Annotated in this window: 19 protein-coding genes; 10 read left to right on the top strand and 9 right to left on the bottom strand. The window is 58.2% G+C overall.

Annotation, left to right across the window (positions count from 1 at the left end; translation table 11 throughout):
- Window positions 1-143 precede the first annotated feature (143 nt).
- Window positions 144-2,900: a two component system sensor kinase gene (locus POF45_RS03215; protein WP_259502744.1), complete on the top strand. Its 2,757-nt coding sequence runs from the start codon at window positions 144-146 to the stop codon at window positions 2,898-2,900.
- Between the two features lie 15 nt (window positions 2,901-2,915).
- Here POF45_RS03215 and POF45_RS03210 read toward each other — a convergent pair whose 3' ends face one another.
- Window positions 2,916-3,566, bottom strand: a complete 651-nt coding sequence (locus POF45_RS03210; protein ID WP_282315035.1) for a two component system response regulator — start codon at window positions 3,564-3,566, stop codon at window positions 2,916-2,918.
- A 193-nt stretch (window positions 3,567-3,759) separates the two neighbouring features.
- Here POF45_RS03210 and POF45_RS03205 point away from each other — a divergent pair, with 193 nt between their 5' ends.
- From POF45_RS03205 to POF45_RS03180, 6 genes are all read left to right on the top strand, one after another.
- Entirely contained in the window at window positions 3,760-4,083 is a 324-nt protein-coding gene (locus tag POF45_RS03205; protein WP_259502746.1) for a hypothetical protein, read from the top strand.
- 41 nt (window positions 4,084-4,124) lie between these two features.
- Entirely contained in the window at window positions 4,125-5,570 is a 1,446-nt protein-coding gene (locus POF45_RS03200; RefSeq protein WP_282315034.1) for an EscC/YscC/HrcC family type III secretion system outer membrane ring protein, read from the top strand.
- Window positions 5,570-6,787 (top strand): type III secretion system inner membrane ring subunit SctD, encoded by a 1,218-nt coding sequence (sctD, locus tag POF45_RS03195; RefSeq protein ID WP_282315033.1) that lies wholly within the window; start codon window positions 5,570-5,572, stop codon window positions 6,785-6,787. The genes POF45_RS03200 and sctD overlap by 1 nt, the downstream gene beginning before the upstream one ends.
- 26 nt (window positions 6,788-6,813) lie before the next feature.
- Window positions 6,814-7,062 (top strand): EscE/YscE/SsaE family type III secretion system needle protein co-chaperone, encoded by a 249-nt coding sequence (locus POF45_RS03190; RefSeq protein ID WP_259502749.1) that lies wholly within the window; start codon window positions 6,814-6,816, stop codon window positions 7,060-7,062.
- Window positions 7,063-7,152: 90 nt separating this feature from the next.
- Window positions 7,153-8,499: a TcdA/TcdB catalytic glycosyltransferase domain-containing protein gene (locus tag POF45_RS03185; RefSeq protein ID WP_259502750.1), complete on the top strand. Its 1,347-nt coding sequence runs from the start codon at window positions 7,153-7,155 to the stop codon at window positions 8,497-8,499.
- A gap of 152 nt (window positions 8,500-8,651) precedes the next feature.
- The gene (locus POF45_RS03180) at window positions 8,652-9,881 is read left to right on the top strand and encodes an anthrax toxin-like adenylyl cyclase domain-containing protein (RefSeq protein WP_282315032.1); all 1,230 of its coding nucleotides are present in this window, start codon (window positions 8,652-8,654) and stop codon (window positions 9,879-9,881) included.
- A gap of 149 nt (window positions 9,882-10,030) precedes the next feature.
- Here the strand turns inward: POF45_RS03180 and sctW are convergent, their stop codons facing one another.
- The 8 genes from sctW to POF45_RS03140 are packed head-to-tail and all read right to left on the bottom strand — an operon-like array spanning window position 10,031 to window position 14,563.
- Complete coding sequence (gene sctW, locus POF45_RS03175; protein ID WP_259502752.1) at window positions 10,031-11,116, bottom strand: type III secretion system gatekeeper subunit SctW; 1,086 nt, start codon at window positions 11,114-11,116, stop codon at window positions 10,031-10,033.
- The gene (locus POF45_RS03170) at window positions 11,004-11,774 is read right to left on the bottom strand and encodes an HrpE/YscL family type III secretion apparatus protein (RefSeq protein WP_282315031.1); all 771 of its coding nucleotides are present in this window, start codon (window positions 11,772-11,774) and stop codon (window positions 11,004-11,006) included. Before POF45_RS03170 ends, sctW begins: the two co-directional genes overlap by 113 nt.
- Entirely contained in the window at window positions 11,771-12,382 is a 612-nt protein-coding gene (locus POF45_RS03165) for a type III secretion system domain-containing protein (RefSeq protein WP_282315030.1), read from the bottom strand. Before POF45_RS03165 ends, POF45_RS03170 begins: the two co-directional genes overlap by 4 nt.
- A complete protein-coding gene (sctJ, locus tag POF45_RS03160; protein ID WP_282315029.1) occupies window positions 12,358-13,089 on the bottom strand; it encodes a type III secretion system inner membrane ring lipoprotein SctJ in 732 nt (243 codons plus the stop codon). Before sctJ ends, POF45_RS03165 begins: the two co-directional genes overlap by 25 nt.
- On the bottom strand, window positions 13,086-13,397 hold the full coding sequence (sctI, locus tag POF45_RS03155) for a type III secretion system inner rod subunit SctI (RefSeq protein WP_282315028.1): 312 nt from the start codon (window positions 13,395-13,397) through the stop codon (window positions 13,086-13,088). The genes sctJ and sctI overlap by 4 nt, the downstream gene beginning before the upstream one ends.
- Window positions 13,398-13,427: 30 nt before the next feature.
- A complete protein-coding gene (locus POF45_RS03150) occupies window positions 13,428-13,736 on the bottom strand; it encodes an EscG/YscG/SsaH family type III secretion system needle protein co-chaperone (protein WP_282315027.1) in 309 nt (102 codons plus the stop codon).
- The gene (gene sctF, locus POF45_RS03145; protein ID WP_075120821.1) at window positions 13,733-13,948 is read right to left on the bottom strand and encodes a type III secretion system needle filament subunit SctF; all 216 of its coding nucleotides are present in this window, start codon (window positions 13,946-13,948) and stop codon (window positions 13,733-13,735) included. The genes POF45_RS03150 and sctF overlap by 4 nt, the downstream gene beginning before the upstream one ends.
- A gap of 6 nt (window positions 13,949-13,954) precedes the next feature.
- Window positions 13,955-14,563, bottom strand: a complete 609-nt coding sequence (locus tag POF45_RS03140; RefSeq protein WP_259502758.1) for a helix-turn-helix transcriptional regulator — start codon at window positions 14,561-14,563, stop codon at window positions 13,955-13,957.
- Window positions 14,564-14,927: 364 nt separating this feature from the next.
- Here POF45_RS03140 and POF45_RS03135 point away from each other — a divergent pair, with 364 nt between their 5' ends.
- The 3 genes from POF45_RS03135 (at window position 14,928) to sseB (ending at window position 16,769) form a co-directional block, all read left to right on the top strand.
- A complete protein-coding gene (locus tag POF45_RS03135) occupies window positions 14,928-15,713 on the top strand; it encodes a hypothetical protein (RefSeq protein ID WP_259502759.1) in 786 nt (261 codons plus the stop codon).
- A 123-nt stretch (window positions 15,714-15,836) separates the two neighbouring features.
- Complete coding sequence (locus tag POF45_RS03130) at window positions 15,837-16,199, top strand: hypothetical protein (RefSeq protein ID WP_282315026.1); 363 nt, start codon at window positions 15,837-15,839, stop codon at window positions 16,197-16,199.
- A gap of 18 nt (window positions 16,200-16,217) precedes the next feature.
- Window positions 16,218-16,769, top strand: a complete 552-nt coding sequence (sseB, locus tag POF45_RS03125) for a type III secretion system translocon protein SseB (protein WP_259502761.1) — start codon at window positions 16,218-16,220, stop codon at window positions 16,767-16,769.
- The last annotated feature ends 26 nt before the right edge of the window (window positions 16,770-16,795 follow it).

The raw sequence follows: 16,795 nt of genomic DNA, 5'->3' as shown, positions 1-16,795 counted from the left end.
TTGTGGCGACGTCATGCTGATGTAATGATCCAGAACGGGTGGGTCCTGGAGCTATACGGCCTTCACCTGATTTATCAAATCTGTCTCGTGGCGTATCGTTTTGTGCGCTGTACGCGGTGCAGCCTGTCGAGACCGTTATCCCTATGCATAAACTTTGGCAAGCCTCACTGACCCGTAGTGTGATCGTCACCCTGGCCTGCGCCATGAGCGCATTCTGGCTGCTGTCCGAGACCATCAGTTTCTATTACCGCTACAACAAGGCCGAAGCCGAAGTCAGGGAAGACCTGACCTGGGAGCTGAACGGGGTCGCAAAGGAGGAGAATCGTCGTTACGAGTTGGCCCAGATCAGGGTCAATACCCTGCTGAGCCTGTGGAGTGAGTTACTCAGGAACGCACGCCTTTCCGGGGTTCAGAGCGGCGAACTGAAACACACGGTGTTCGTGCCCTTTGACGGGGTGCAGATTGACAAGGAACGCATCGCCGTTGCCGGCCAGGTCATCGAGATTTTTGGCAACTCGGACGCGATCAATCGCACTGAAACCTTTCTGGTGTTGCCGGGGCAAGGCGTGTTTTTCTATCGCCCAGAGGGTCAGTCGCCCGCCGATATCCTGATCAAGATGCGTGCGCTACAGGCGCGTCAGTACCATTCGACCACCAGTGACAACTGCTGGGGCGCCGTGTTCGACGACGGTCATGGTCACTTGCGCAGCGCGGTGACGGCGGTCGATGCACTCACCGGGATCACGGCCGGGCAGTTGCTGCGGGTCGACGATCTGAACGCCCGCAAATATGACTTTTCGTACGTTCTGCGCGATGCCGGCGGCACCCTGCTATGGAGCGACAATCGGGAGGAGAGCGCATTGCTTGCAGCCCGTGGCGTGGAACCGGATTGTCAGCGTGAGGCCCTGGAAGTGGCGGGCTTTATTGTGGACTGTGCTGCGCTCAAGGGGCCGCCATGGCTGTTGTCCGCCATCGCGCGCGGTGATGTCGCAATGAGCCGGGTACTGCCGTTGCTGGGGTCGACAGCCCCCTGGACGTTGCTGGCCCAGTTGCTGTTATTGGTATTTATTGCCCTGATCCTCCAGCGGCAGTTGGGTCGACCGTTGAGCCAGATCATCGAACTCATCCATCGCCAAAAGCAACTCACTGACTTGAGCTATCGTTTGCCGGAGGGGCGCAAGGATGAGCTGGGCCGCATTGCCAGTGCCTATAACACGCTGCTCAAGACTCTCAATGCCTATCATCAGACCCTGGAAGACAAGGTCAGGAGTCGAACCCGCGAACTGGATGCCGCCAAGCGTATTGCCGAACGAGCCAGTCACCGCAAGAGCGAACACTTGACCAGTATCAGCCACGAGATACGCACGCCGCTCAATGGCATTGTCGGTGCGCTGAGCCTGCTGGAGCGCAGTCACTTGTCCGGGCCACAACAGGAGCTGATTGGCACTGCGCGTCAATCCTCCGGCTTTCTGTTGAGCATCATCAACAACCTGCTGGATTTCTCCCGAATCGAAGCCGGACAGCTGGAGCTGTCTTACGAGCAGACGGCGATCCTGCCGATGATCGACCAAGTGTTGTTGACGATCAATTTGCGCGCCCAGGAAAAGCGTCTGTCGCTGCGTACCCTGGTGGCGGCCAATGTGCCTCGCTCGATGTCCCTGGACGGAGTGCGCGTACAGCAGATTCTGATCAACCTCCTGGCCAATGCGGTGAAATTCACAACACAGGGCGAAATCTGCGTTCGTCTTGAGCGCCGGGCAGAGATGCTGGTCATCGCGGTACGGGATACCGGTAAAGGCATACCGGAAGAAAACCAGATCGATATCTTCATGCCTTTCATCCAGGTACGCGCCCATGACAACGGCAGCGGCCTGGGGCTGGCCATTGCGTCGCGGCTCGCCAACCTGATGGGAGGGGAAATACTGCTCGACAGTCAGGTCGGGGCAGGATCGACCTTTACCCTGTTGCTGCCGATATGTAATCCCGGCGAACCATCATTGGCCTTTTCGGCACGGCTGCCAGCCCCGACAGCCTTGCAGCCGCAGTTGGCGATCTGGGGTATCGAAGCCCAGCCGGGAGACTCACCTTTGCTCGATATGCCGGAGTTGGTCTATCTGCCTGGCAGGTTGTGGCAGAAGGTCAGTGCCATTCTGTTCGAGGAAAAGTTGCCGGGCGACGAGCCGGCCTCGATTGCCCCGTGTGCGTGGTCGCTCAAGGTTCTGGTGGTCGATGACATGCAAGTCAACCGCGATATCGTCGGCAAGATGCTCCAGGAGCTAGGACACCTGGCCTATTCAGCCTCCTCGGGGGAAGAGGCGTTGCACCGCGGCCGAAACCATGTGTTCGATTGGGTGTTGATGGACATTCGCATGCCGGACATGGATGGCCTGCAAGTCACCCGGCTTTGGCGCGACACAGCCAACGGGATACTTGACCCGGACACCCCCATCATGGCGCTTACGGCCAATGCACTGCCCGCCGAGCGCTATCGGGCCCGGGCTGCGGGGATGAATGGCTACCTTGCCAAGCCCGTCAGCCTGGAACAGCTGGCCAGCGGGGTCGAGCAAGTCGTTTCGCTGCAACTGGCACGCGGTATCGACCTGGCACCCAACAGCAAGCTGCAGCAACCGTTGCTCAATCTGACAGACACCACACTGCGTGCCAGGCTCTACGAGACGCTTGAGGCTGTGCATCGGGATATTGAAACCGCGTGCTGCAAACAGGATCGCGCCTCCCTGTCGATGCTGCTGCACACCCTCAAGGGCTGTGCCGGTCAGGGCGGCCTTGATCGGGTATACACATGGGCGCAGGACCAGGAAACCCGGGTCAACCAAGGCGAATGGCTGAGTGGCGAAGAGGTCAGCAACCTGCGCGAGTTGATTGTGCACAAGACCTGTTAGGTCCCTCACCTCCCTTCAGTGGATACCCAGGCGACACGCCCAGTTGACCAGGTCCGCGATGTTATGCGCATCAAGTTTACGCATGAGATTGAGGCGATGGGTTTCGACCGTCTTGATGGTAATCGACAGCTTTTCGGCGATGTCCCGGTTACGGTCGCCTTCGGCAATCAACTTGAGTATCTGGCGTTCCCGGGTAGTCAGGTTCGTCAACCCGCCGACATTGGGGGCGCTGGTCACGTGCGCCAGATTCAGCGCCGGATCGAGGAACACCTGACCGGCGATGGCGGTTTGCAGGCCGGCCAACAGTATCTGCTGGGAGCTCTTCTTCAATATGTAGGCCTGCGCGCCTGCGGCCAACGCATCGCGGGCACGGTGCTCGGACGCATCGGCGGTGACCACCACGATAATCAGCTCGGGGCGGCGGCGTTTCAACTGGCGAATGACATCGATGCCATCCATGCCGGGCAGGCCCAGGTCGAGCAGCACCACGTCGGGGTTGAGCTGCTGGCAGGCCGCGTAGACGTTCAGGCCGTCGACTATTTCGCCGACGACTTCATAGGCAGGCATCGCTGACAGCAGGATTTTGATGCCGTAGATCAGCAAATAATGATCTTCGACGATCAGGATTCGTTGTGGCGCGGACTTGGGTTGCAGATAGGACAGCATGATCAAAAACCTGACTTTTTTTAGGGAACGGGGCGCGAAGGCTATAGGGTTCAGGTCATTACCGGATTCAGATTTTTCCCAAGACTGACAAAATCGTGTAATTCCTTCCATCGATATCCCTATGAAATTTCCATCTTCTCTGGCTGGGCTTGAAACCATTCGTGTGCTTTCGCGAGAGGGACAGCGTTGGCATATGACGCTGTCCGGTGTCCCGGGATGGTGCTGGGAATACCCGCTGGGACTGTGCGTTGCCCTGGCGATCGAGCGCGCATCCATCGATGACGATTGGCTGGTTCGCGCCAGCCTGTGGCTGGCGTCGATACCGCAGAGCCTGGACGACAGCCTGTTGTTGGAGGGTGAGCGTGTTTTCCTGATTCGCCGCCATGAAAGCCCGTGTCCGCCCCAGGAGCTGGAAGCGCGTGTGCAACAACAGTTGTCCATTGCCTGTTGGTTTGCAACCCATGACGAGTCGCATCCGGTGTCTGCCCAGACATGCACCGTGGGGCGCCTGGCGTGAGGTGGTTCAGAGACTGTCTGAGGGGGCTGGCGGTATTGTGCGTGAGCCTGAGTGCAAACGCCGCGATTGCGACCCAGGGGGCACCGGCCTTCTTCTTGAACACCCGAGGCGCCAAGCTGGCCGACGTCTTGCGCGACCTGGGGGCCAACTATCGTGTTCCCGTGATCGTCAGCCCGCAAATAGGCGAATCCTTTATTGGCCGGCTGGACGGAGGCACACCCGAACAGACACTCGAACACCTGGCGCAGCTCTATCAGCTGGCCTGGTACTACGACGGGCAAACGATTCATGTCTACAAGGCGCAGGAGGTGGGCAGCCAATTGCTGACCCCCGCGTACCTGCCGGTACAGACCTTGATTGCCCAGTTGCAGTCCACCGGCATCCTGGACAAGCGTTACTGCCGGGTACGCAGTGTCCCGAGCTCCAATGCGCTGGAAGTGCAGGGTGTCCCGGCCTGCATGGAGCGGGTGTCACGCCTGGCCGAAGGGCTCGACCAGCAAAAAATCAACCGCGAGCGTAACCAGGAAGCCATCGAACTGTTTGCCTTGAAGTACGCCACGGCCGCCGACACCCAGTACACCTATCGCAACCAGCAGGTAGTGGTGCCGGGCGTTGTCTCGGTGCTCAAGGACATGGCGCAGGGACGAACCTTGCCGCTCAAGGAGAATCAGGGCGAGCCGTCACCGGACGACCGCAGCTTGCCCATGTTCTCCTCTGATCCGCGACAGAATGCGGTGCTGATACGCGATCGCAAACTCAACCTGCCGTTGTATGCCGACCTGATTACCCGACTCGATCACAAACCCTCGCTGGTCGAGATTTCGGTGGCGATCATCGATGTCAATTCCCAGGACCTGGGGGCCTTGGGGGTCGATTGGTCGGGGGCCGCGCGTATCGGCGGCGTGGGGGTCAGCCTGAACACGGGCGAAGGCTTTGATTCCGGCAATTTTTCCACGGTGATCGCCAACACCGGCAACTTCATGGTCCGCCTCAATGCGCTTGAGCAAAACGCCAAGGCGCGCATCCTGTCGCGGCCCTCGGTGGTCACGCTCAATAACATGCAGGCCGTACTGGATCGCAACATCACCTTCTACACCAAACTGGTGGCGGAAAACGTTGCCAAGCTGGAGTCCATTTCCGCTGGATCGTTGCTGCGTGTGACCCCGCGAGTGATCGGTGAAGGCAACCGGCAGGAAGTCATGTTGACGCTGATCATCCAGGACGGGCGGCAAACCAGCCCGATCAGCCAGAGCGAGCCTTTGCCCCAGACGCTGAATTCGGAAATTTCCACCCATGCCTTGCTCAAGGCCGGACAAGCCTTGTTGCTGGGCGGTTTCGTCCAGGATGAAGAGAGCGAAAGCGTGCGCAAGATCCCGTTGCTGGGAGACATTCCCTTCATTGGCCGGTTCTTCAGATCGACACAGAAGGTCAACCGGCAAACGGTCCGCCTGTTCCTGATCAAAGCTGATCCTTGGCATCAACCCTGATGGGCTGTGTTTATAAACTCAAGTGGCTGAACGGGCCGCTAAGTGGCCGCGAGTTGGCATTGCCTGCAGGCGAACTGCGGATAGGGCGCCCGGACTCGGACATCGCGCTGTGCCTTGAACGGGATGCGCAGGCGACTTTATCCATCGAGGACGAGGCTGTTCGGCTGGTGTCCGAGACGCCGGCCTGGGTCGACGGCCAGCCGTGGGAGCTGGAACAGGCACTGCCTGCCGGCCGGGTGATCGATCTGGCCGGACAGGCGTTTGTTCTGGGGCGGGCTGACGAAACCATCGCGACGCAGGCCGTGCCTGCACGCTTGACGCGGCGTACCCCGGCGCGTCGGCCGGTCTGGTACTGGGGGGCGGTCGCCGTGCTCTGTGGGCTGATGCTGGCCGTGGCACTGATGGCCTGGCGACCGACACTCACGGTGCCGCCCTTTGACCTGGATGCCTGGCTGGCGACGCAATTGAAAGACCCGCAACTCGCCGGTTTGAGTGTGCAGCGGGGCAATCAGGGCAGCCTGATCCTCAAGGGCCTGTGTCACTCCTCGCCCAGCGTCGAGAGCCTGCGCTCGAAACTGCGCGAAAGGGGCCTGCTGGTCTATGACGAAAGCGTCTGTGCCGACACCTTGCTCGACAGTGTGCGCTCGGTGCTGAGCGTGAACGGGTATCGGGATGTCGAGGTCAAGAGCGGGACACCTCTGGACCGCGTGGTGATTTTCGGCAACATCGTCGCCGATGCGAAGTGGCAGCGTACCGGCGCTCAACTGCGAGCAATTCAGGCGTTGGGCGGGTGGCGGGTGGTCAATGATCAGGCGCTGCTGTTCGATGATCTGCTGGCCCGTCTGAGCGCTCGCCAAGTGTTGGGTGGCTTGAGCGTCAGCGTCTCCGACAAGGCCTTGCGGGTCAGTGGTCAACTGGATAGCCGGCGCCTGGCCACCGTGACCGAAGTGCTCGAGGCCTTCAATCGCAAGGGGCCGCCACGCTTGCCGGCGATTTTTCAAAACATTCCGGGAATGGCCTCGGCCGATCGGTATTTGCCCTCATCGATTGTCAGCATTGGCGGCAACGTCGATTCCCCCTATGTGCAACTGGCCAACGGCATGCGCTTGCAGCAAGGCAGTGTTTTGCCAAGTGGCTACCGAATTTACGCGCTGGATCGCCTGTCGATGGCCTTGCTCAAGGATCAAGAGCTGATATCGCTGCCGTTGGATCTATGAATCACCGGATTGAAAAAGGACGTTGAATGGCCCGTATCACTTACCTGGAAGATGCCTTGCACGCCGACGCGCAGGGCACGTTGCGCCGGCACTTGCTGGAGACGCTTGGACAGGCCGAACACCGACTGCGCGGGCAATTGCGCCAGCCGCAACCGGCTGCGCGGTTTCAGGCGCTGGAACAATGCGCCGATGCCTGCGCCAGTGCGGCGCACGTTATCGAGACGTTATGGGGGCGCTATCACCCTCACGGGCAAGGCATCAGAGGTCTGCGCTGAAAACCGGTACAAAACCGCCAAAGTCGTAAAATGTCGGGGGGCAATGTGGTGACACTGGTGCACGTTTTATCCAGTTGCCAAGGAGTCACCATGCAGATCCACAATTCCCCTGTCGTGTCCCAACCGTCGGTGTCGTCAACCTCCGGTATTGACGCCGCGCAGGCCCCGAAAGCCTTTGCCGAAGTCTATCCGAAGAGTGAGTTCCAGACGGTCCCCTCCAACATCCACATGGTGTGGGTGGGCTCTCAACCGGGTGAGAGTCAGGACAAATACCTGAGGCAATGGGCAGATAAAAATCCGGGCAGTACGATCATGTTATGGGTGGATTCCCAACAGTTCGATGCCTACGCCACCAACAAGACCGCCCGCCAGGAAGCCGAGAAGATCTTTCCGGACTATCAGGCCGAGAAACCATTGCGCGGCCTGTTCAGTCAGCTCAAGACCACACTGGGTAACACGGATGCACTCCTGAACCTGGGGGCACAGAAGCAGGCACTGAGCGAACTGAACAAAGAGCTGTCAGCCAAGGGCAACGAGTCCTGGAAAGAGAAGCTGTTGCCTGGCGCTGACAAAAAGGTGACCGCACAGAACGCGGGTCACGTACTGGCGGCTTTCCAGCAGCACACACGCGGCAATGACGACAAATTCTTCCAGGCCGAGCGATTGATCCTGGACCAGACGGTCCGCTCCTGGGACCGCTGCGCGAACAATCCTCAACGTGATGTCTCGTCACTGACAGCGTTGAAGGAAAAGTTCGCTGACGTCAAAAACATCCAGATCCGTGACTTGAGCAATCACAGTGATATCCAGCTCAAGAACAAGGATGCCTATCAGCACGAAATCATTGGCCGCAACGGCGCTTACCCGGCCGCGTCCGACATTGCCCGCTATGAGATTTTGCATGAGCACGGTGGCGTATACGCCGACATCGATCTGGAATGCATGCAGCCGCTCAGTGGTGCACTGCAAGCGCATCCGAACCTGATGCTGGTGGGCCTGGCCGGTGCCAAGAACGAAGCCAGTGGCAGCGCCACGCCTTATTTTGCCAATGCGTTGCTGGCCAGCCACCCCAACAGCAAGATGCTCGCTGACTTCATTGACAAGATCGGTGAGGATTATCAGACGCTCAAGGGCAACGAGTTTCGCGGTGATCGCTATTTCAGCCGCCCGAACAAGAGCACGATCGAGGCGACCGGTCCCAACGGGTTGCGCGGGCATGTCGATACCGTGATCCGCCAGGCTCAGGAGCAGCCACAATTGATGCGCAACGATGTGTTGTCGCTTTCAGAGCGGATCTGGGACAAGGGCCAGCAGCAGAACGATGACTTCTGGTCCTCCATGGAGTCGCACTTCAAATTCCCGGACAACTACGTGGAGTTCGAAACCGAGGAACAGCAGCAGAGTGCGACCAAGGCCATGGGGGGTGTTGCGTCGTAACCAGCGTCCAGCGTGACTGCCGACAGTGATCGCGGCTCGTCTGCAAGTCGTTTCGGTTGTTTCCATCAGTCCGGGGGCACTTTTTTCCATCCAGAAGAAAGTGCTCCCGGAGATTACTCGTGTCTTTATTTCTTCAATGTCGGGGCGTAGCAATGAACGGTTTATCGCTGAGCAATATACAACCCAGTGGCGCCAGTCTTGAGTCGTTGAACAAGGCTATCAATGGGCAGATGGCGTCTGGCGCCGCCCAAAACACCGCGCCCGATCTTTCGCAAGTCATGGAAAAAGTCCAGCATCGCACAGGCATTGTCGCCACCCATCTGGCGCCCCTGCAGAGTGTGGCGCAACAGCACAACTGCATTATCGGCATGCGTCCGGTTGAAACCGTGGCCACCGGGCTGATTGAGGATGGCCACCCCACCAAAGACTTCCATATCAAAGGCAAGAGCGCCAATTGGGGCCCGCAGGCCGGGATGATCTGTGTCGATCAGGCTTTCAGCAAACTGGAGGGCTGCCTGGCGTCGGATCCGGCGCGTGTCGAGAAATTCAGCGGGCAGACTCGCCAATGCATCGAAGACGGTCATGCCGTTGCCATTGCCCTGGTGATTTCCAAAGAGCGTATGGACACGCTGCTGGCCGGTGATCTCATCACCGACATGCAATCACCTGATGCCGAGGGAGGCATCAGGTTCAGCGCCAAAGCGCCCGGCGGCGGACTGTACACATTCGAAGCCACGCCTGCGCCCGGTGGCGGCGCGGGTCAGTACCAGATCAGTCAGCAGGGACAGCCGTTGCAAGTGCTGGCGAAAGCGCCGGAGGGCAAGGCGCTGACCGCCGACTATGACTTGCATCTGATCGGCCCTCATATCAGCGACCTGGGGCCGCAAGACAATCTGCCGGTCCCGGATGTCGCGCACAGTGTGTTCAAGGCGCGCATCGATGGCTACAGCGACCGGACAACGGACCCGCGCCCCAAGAATCTCGATCCGGAACTGCGCGAGGACTATGCGAGCGCCGCCAGCTTCTACAGCAAGGAAGACCCTCATATCGGCAACGCCACGCGCCGTATCGCCGAGATGATTCCGGTGATCAATGCGGCCCTGGTCGGTGAAGGAGAGCGGGTGGTTCACCACAACGCCGACTCGGGCAGCCCGGCCAGCGACGCCGCGGCAAACTATCCTGCCACGTTCTTCTTGCCGGCCAGGCTCGGCGCATTTGATGAAATTTGCGTGATCGAGAACAGTCAGCAAATGGCCGAACTGATCCTGCAAGCGAAAAACAGCGGATACCACATTCCGTTAAACCCGTTGTGGGAACCGGAAGTGACCAACGTCAGGCGCTCAGACTTTACCCAGGCACAGGCATTGCTCAATCGCGCCTGATAACCGTCGGGGCTGATCCATGATCAGCCCCGTCCAGTTTTTACACACCCTGTTCCAGTTTGTGCGACACACATCCAATGTGGGAGCGAGCCTGCTCGCGATGGCATCACCCCAATCCTGGATATTCACTCCCTGATCAGCATCGCCACCTATGCCAGTTTTTCCTGATACTCGCTAAACACATCCGTGATCATCTTGCGCTGCTCGTCATCTTCAAAGCACTCATCCGTCATCAACTTCACCAACTCGCCCATCTGCCGCACATAGCTGTATTGCAAGTCTGGGTTGGAGACCCGGCGTGAGGTCTGTTGTTCGAGCCAGTCCACGTGCATCCAGGATTGCTGGACAACCTCCAGCAAGGTGCTGATGACCTCATCTCCATCCAGGCCGTCGATAGACAGCGTGCGGGCAACGCGGTGACAGTGGTCTTCCATGCCCATGAACATCATGATGCGTTTCAGGTCGGTGATCACCGAAGCCAATTGCACATCCATGGCCGGACCTTCAGCCGAGAGTTCGAAAGCCAGGGTGCGGATCAGCGTTTTCAGTTTGCGTTTACGATCGTGCAACTGGCGAAACTCTTCGAACCATTGCACCAGGCGCGTACGCCGTGAAGTCGCACGCTGGTAGAGCTGTTTAAGTGCGACAAAACTGTTTTTACCCGCGTTGCCGAACTCCAGGCGGTTGAACAGCTTCAATGTCCATTCATCATCGTCCATCACCGCAGACAGCGCGTCTTCCAGACGTTTACGGTGTGCGCTGCCGAGGTTTTTGCGCCCCAGCAGCGAACTCAGGAGCAATGCCATTTCTCCGGCATCGAGTCCGCTTTCGTTCATGCTTGCCAGCAAGTCAGACGTTTCATCAAGGGCAGATGCGTGTTGATGCAGGTCGTCCATTTGCGCCGAGGCTGTTGCCGTGACGTGTTTGACCAGTTGCTGGAGCATGGCGCGGGTACGTGGGCGTTCAGACTTGCCATCACCTGTGCCGCGACCTGTGGCGTGCTTATACGCACCCAGGGCAAACCCCATGTTTTCCAGGGTTTCGGACAGTGCATCGCCCGTCACGTCAACGGGTATGAAATCAAGCCCCGTGGCCTGCATATCGAATTCGGTGCGAGCCAGTTCAAGGGCAGATTGCGGCGGGAAGACTTGCGTGGCACCGGGCAGGGGGCGAGGCGGTGAGTTTTGCATGACCGGGGTCGGTTTGAGGCTGGCGGAGTCGGTCTTGGTGATCATCGGCAGGTGTCTCGTGCGGGACCTGCCTCAAGCGCGACAGGAGTGATTGAAGGTGGGCGTCGAGGTCGATGCGCAGGGTGAACAGCCGCGTTTCCAGCAAGGCTTGAGTCGTCGCCAGCGAAGGGGTGCCGAGCACTTGAACCTGAGGGTAATCGGCAAGGCTCTGCCGGGCGTGATGCTCGCAATCAGGGGATACCCGAACAGTCAGGGCGCCCTGCGCAAGAAACGTCAGGAGTCGCTGGTTTACGCGTCGAACCATCAGCTCGGCGCCATCCTGCTCACCGATGAACTCTTCCAGCACCTGGGCAACAAGGGCGCGTAGCCGCGTGTCGAGGTGTTGGGCCAGGGTAGCTTCCAGCGCGGTTTCAGCCACATGCCAGTCCAGGGTTTCCTCGATGAGGGTCTGGCGCAGTGTCTCTCGTTCGCTGGCCGCCTCGGCAATGCCTTGATCCCGGGCCTGGGTTCGAATCTGCGAGGCTTGTTCTTCGGCCTGGGCCACGCATTCACGGGCTTGGCGCTGCATGGCCTCGGCTTGCGCGCGAGCATCGGCGAGCACCGTGGTGGCGCCGAAATATTCTGCCAATTGCATGGCGGGAATGACCATGGCGCTGGGCGTGCTGCCAGGCAATGCAATGCATGGGATGTTGAGCGGGTTCATAAAAAACGTCCGACCTTGGTTAACCACTGAACCGCGCTGTCCCGGACCGAGAGCGGACCCTCGGCAACCGGCGGTAAACGCAGGGTCAGCAGATCGTTGAGCGGGGTGGGTTCGGCATCGCGCAACCACCAGCGGGTGCCGGCGTGCAAAGCCGCCTGGCTCAGGTCTTCAGCGGGCAGGGCCTGCACGCTACAACTCCAGTCTCGGTGCAAAGCCAGCAGTTGATTGCAGCGACCTTCATCCAGATACGGCTCAAGTGCCAGCCGGCTGTCCTTCAACAACAGGTGATCGGGACAATTCAATGCCACCACCCCGAGGGCGATGATAAGCCGGGGCAAGCGTGGCTCCAGTGCGAGCAGGGCCCGTTGTCTGGTGTCGAGGCGAGCAGGCAACGCTGTCCACGCAATGCATCGGTGTTGCAGGATCAAGCGGTCGATACTCGGGCGACAGGCCGCTCGACTTCGGTAGACACTGCGCCAGGCGCCGAGTCCGAGGTGTTGCCACCAGTCTTCATGCATCCAGTGGCCTGGTTGCCAGCCCCATTGATGCAAGCGCTGTAGCGTCTGGTCAACGGCTACCTGAGTCATGGGCGTCTGGACCGAATCCATTTGCCAACCATGATCGCGAGGATCAGTACCGCCAGCGCCACCAGCAAAAACATGATCGGCAGACGATTGTGGTCAAGCCATGCATGCGGTGCATCACTTGAGCCTGATGGTTCAGGGAGCGGCTGATAGCGATAATCGGCCGCTTGCAGGACGATGCTGATGTTCTCGCTCAGCAGGTTGGGCACGCTGTTGAAGATGAGGCTCTTGATCGCGGTTTCGCGATTGAGCAGATTGCGTTCAGGGCTGTATTTGATGAAGACCGAGGCCGAAGGTTTCGGGAGTTCACGGGGGTTCTGGCTGATCCCTTCGCCAATCGATACCTGGGCGATGATGACGCCATCCATGGCCTGCAACATTTTCTCCAGTTGCTGTTCTTTCAGGTAAATGATCTTCGCGTGCTCCTGCACCGGTGAAGTCACCAGTTGGCCGGAAGGAAACAGGTCCTCCAGGGTCGCTATCTTTTTGCGTGGCAGTCCTTCCTGGCGCAACAGTTCAACGGCATTGATGAACTGCGTCTTGTCGACCTTGATCGTGACCAGCCCACCCTTGGTGATTTCCTTGCTCGCATCGATATTGCGCAACAACAACAGCGCCAGCATCTGATTGGCCTCGGCTTCGGACAACTCACTGTACAACTCGACTTTGCAGCCGCTGAGCATCAGCACCAGCACGCCAATGCAGCCCAGACGTAACCAGCCGTTGGTCATTGCATGCTCACCAGCTTGTTTACCCCTTGGGCCAGAGAGCCGGCGGTCTTGGCAATCAGGTCCACTTCGACAATGGCGTGCAACATGTTTGACTGCGCCGAGAGCATTTTCAGCGGACTGTCGAGTACGCTTTCACGGGCCGTCGCCACCGCGCTGCTCACGGTGCGCGATTGACTCTGCAGTTGGGTGAGTGCCGATACCTCGGGAGGATTTTGCGCCTGACCGAACATGGCCTGGTTGAACGCGGCAATGTCAGCGGGTGCGACAGTGGAGGGTGCGGGATCTTTCGGTGCGTGAAGAGCGGCCATGCGAACAGCTTCGATTTCCATAGGGAGGTCTCAGGCAAGTTGGGTGTGTGAAGAAGGAGGTGTGGCGCTGATGGGTGCGTCCCGAGAAGCGCTTTCGATCAGGCGTCGAAGCGTATTGGCTTCGTCCGAGGCATCGTCGGCCAACAGTTCAGTCGCTTCGTGTACCTGTGACAGGCCGATCAACAAGGTCGCCTGGAGAATCCGCAGCGCTGCGGGCTCGCCAACCAGGTGGGGCAGGGCGCTGTGAATCGTTTCGGCGTGGTCGACAAAACCATGATTGACCGCTGCCAGGCCGGTCTCGCAGACAATGCGACAAACATCGCGCTCAAGGATGTTCATATCTTTTGAATGATCCCTGAAAGCATGTCCTTGACCGCTTTCATCACCGCACTTTGATAAGTGACAAAGGTTGAGTACTGCTGGATGGCAAACTGCGCCTGGAGCATCCGCGCCGGGTCGTTCATGTCGGCGGCAGTCAGCTTCGACTGGACGTCATTGCCGGCCTTTTCGACCATTTGCGAGAGCTGGTTATTGACGGTTTCGATGTCCATGATCTGTTATCCCGCATGGCTGATGGCTGGGGTGAGCGCTGCCTGGGCACGCAGGCGAAATTGCGTGGGGTTGCACAGGTAGCGTTTGCGAAAGCTCTCGGTGAAATGCCCGTGATTGGAGAAACCACATTCAAGGGCGATATCCAGCACGCGCATCGGCGTCGACAGCAGCAGTTCACGGGCCCGGGTCAGGCGACGTTCCAGCAGCCAGCGCTTGGCCGAAAGACCGTATTTCTCCTGGAACAACAGATTGAACTTGCGCAGCGGCATGTTGAATTCCAGCGCATAGCGCGCAACCGACCACTGGTTCAGGGCGTGCGTTTCGATGAACTCGAAAAACGGTTCGTCGCCGGTCATGATCTGTTGCAGCAGTGCGGTGAAATAGCGCCGGTCCACGCCCAGGCAATAGATATAGGCAAAGCGCAGCAATGTATCGGGGGTGCCCTTGGCCAGCAGTTCGAGCACGCTGATCACATCATCCTGCGCCTTCACCATTCTGATGGGGGCACGCCAAAACAGGGTGCCGTGGGTGACGCCGAGCAAATCCACGACATCGGCGTACAGGTGCTTGAAGTCGGCGGGGTAGAAATCGAAGTACTGAAGGTCGCTGTTCACACTGCAAGGCTCCGTTGCGCGGCTCGCCACGACAACAGAGTTTGGTGGTATGAGTTGCACTGCGCCGTCAACCTGTACCTTGCCGCCGTACTTTCCGAATAGAAGTCGTACTGCCTGCATCGGTCCTCCCTTCCTGGATCACTGTCTGAGTGAACGCCATGGTCACGCGGGCGCGGAAAAATATGCATCGGGTGATGACCTGAAAGATAAGGCGCGGCCGTGATCATTTTCATCAGTGATTGATTGAATATGTAAGGCGACGGCGTTTCGGTGAAAACCGGAATGTTTGAGGGGAATTCAGAAGAGCAAATGTGGGCGAGTTGTACTATCAGGGTGTCATTGTGAAAACCTTGGGAATGCGTATATGAATATGGCCGTAACAGCAACTACCCCGAAAAGTCCGCTGGAGGACGTGCGCCCAACGCCACAGTCCGTTGCCAATCCACAATCGATGTTCAGCAATGGTTTGATGAGCATGCAAACCATCATGTTGCAACTCACTCAGTCGGGTAATGACTTGTTTGCACAGATGAACAAGAAGTCCGAGATTGCCCGCGATGCGCAAGAAATGGCCAATCAGGTCGAGGCCGTCATGTCCAGGCTGGCAAAGCCAGGGGACAAGTTGCCCTTGCCGGAAAGTACCGTGGCTTATATGCGCGCCAACCATATTCTGGTGGACGGCAAGACCATTGACGAGTTCATGGGAGAACGCTCCGGCGCCCAGGCCAGCCTTGAGACGCTGATGGCCAAGATCGCCGCGTCCGGCCCTGAAGGCATGGAAACCCGTTCATGGCAGGAGGTGATCACCTACATGGATGAAAATGGCATCACCGTGGATGGCAAGAAGGCATCCGACTATGTCTGGGGACTGCCGGAAGTCAATTTCCAGAGCGGCAAAAAGGTCAGCCTGGAGCACATGAACACCCTGCGCCAGGCGCTTGAAGACTCCATGGCCTTCGACAAGGGCGACTTGATGATGGTCAAGTCCTCCCTCGAGTCGGTGGCGGGCCGTGCCACCGATTTCAACCAGCAAAGTCAGTTGAAGTTGCAACAAGTCATGCAGAACTTCAGCACGTCCAACCAGTTGACTCAAAGTATGCAAAGCATGTTGGCCGAAATGACCAAAGGCACGGCATCGGCTATCCGTTAATCGCAATGGCGTAATAAACCTTTCAACCGATCAATAGGCAAAAAAGTAAACCCTTATCGACTTCCATAAAAGAGGGCGTGGATAACGGGCTAATCTGCTTTTGTCCTGAGGGTGGAGTGCTGAATGGACGATATGGAAAAACTGAAAGCCATGCTGGTCGAGCTGGCTAGAAACAAATCGATGTTTGCTCGTCAGACACAGGAATTCGAAAAGCTGCAAGCCGAAGTGTCTGAACTTCAGCAGCGTGCGGAGTGTGATCCGCAAGCCCGGAAAAAACTGAACAAGTTGAACGACTATATGAGCCGTGAGGGAAATGACTCGCAGCGTCGATTTGTCGAAAAAATGGCGACATCTGAAAAAAGTCTCAAGAAAGTGGGAGAGCAACTGCACGCGTTGTCCGCACTTGAACAAGGCTCGTCAGTAAAAAAAGAAGTACCCGCGGTAAAAAACACTGCACTGAAAAAATTCAGTCGAAACTTTGCTTGAATCCTTTGGAGAAACACGATGGATCCTATTGCCAATAAATTTAACTCGATCAACTCCCTGGGCTCGGTGCAGCCAACGCCGCAGTCGATCGTCAATTCGCAATCGATGTTCAGCAACGGCCTGCAGACCATGCAGAACATCATGTTGCAGCTGACCCAGTCGGGTAATGACCTGTTCGCACAGATGAACAAGAAGTCCGAAATCGCCCGTGACGCCCAGGAGAAAGCCAACCTGGTGGAAGGGGTGATGGCCAAGCTGGACAAGCCGGAAAGCACCGGGGAGCTGCCGGCGAGTGTCATTGACTACATGAAGGCCAACAACATTCTGGTCGACGGCAAGACCATCGACGAGTTCATGGAAGGCAAGGGCGGCAAGCTCGATAAGGGCGACCTGATGATGGTCAAGTCTTCGCTGGAAACGGTGGCGGGTCGTGCAACCGACTTCAACCAGCAAAGCCAGCTGAAGTTGCAGCAAGTGATGCAGAACTACAGCACCTCCAACCAACTGACCCAGAGCATGCAAAGCATGCTCGCTGAAATGACCAAGGGCACTGCCTCCGCTATCCGTTGATTGGATAACGCGCTGGCCACCGCTTT

Origin of the sequence: Pseudomonas fungipugnans, from assembly GCF_029955235.1 — a bacterium.
Classification (GTDB): domain Bacteria; phylum Pseudomonadota; class Gammaproteobacteria; order Pseudomonadales; family Pseudomonadaceae; genus Aquipseudomonas; species Aquipseudomonas fungipugnans.
The sequence above is the reverse complement of the archived record's forward strand: the minus strand, read 5'-3'. Positions and strand labels throughout refer to the sequence as shown.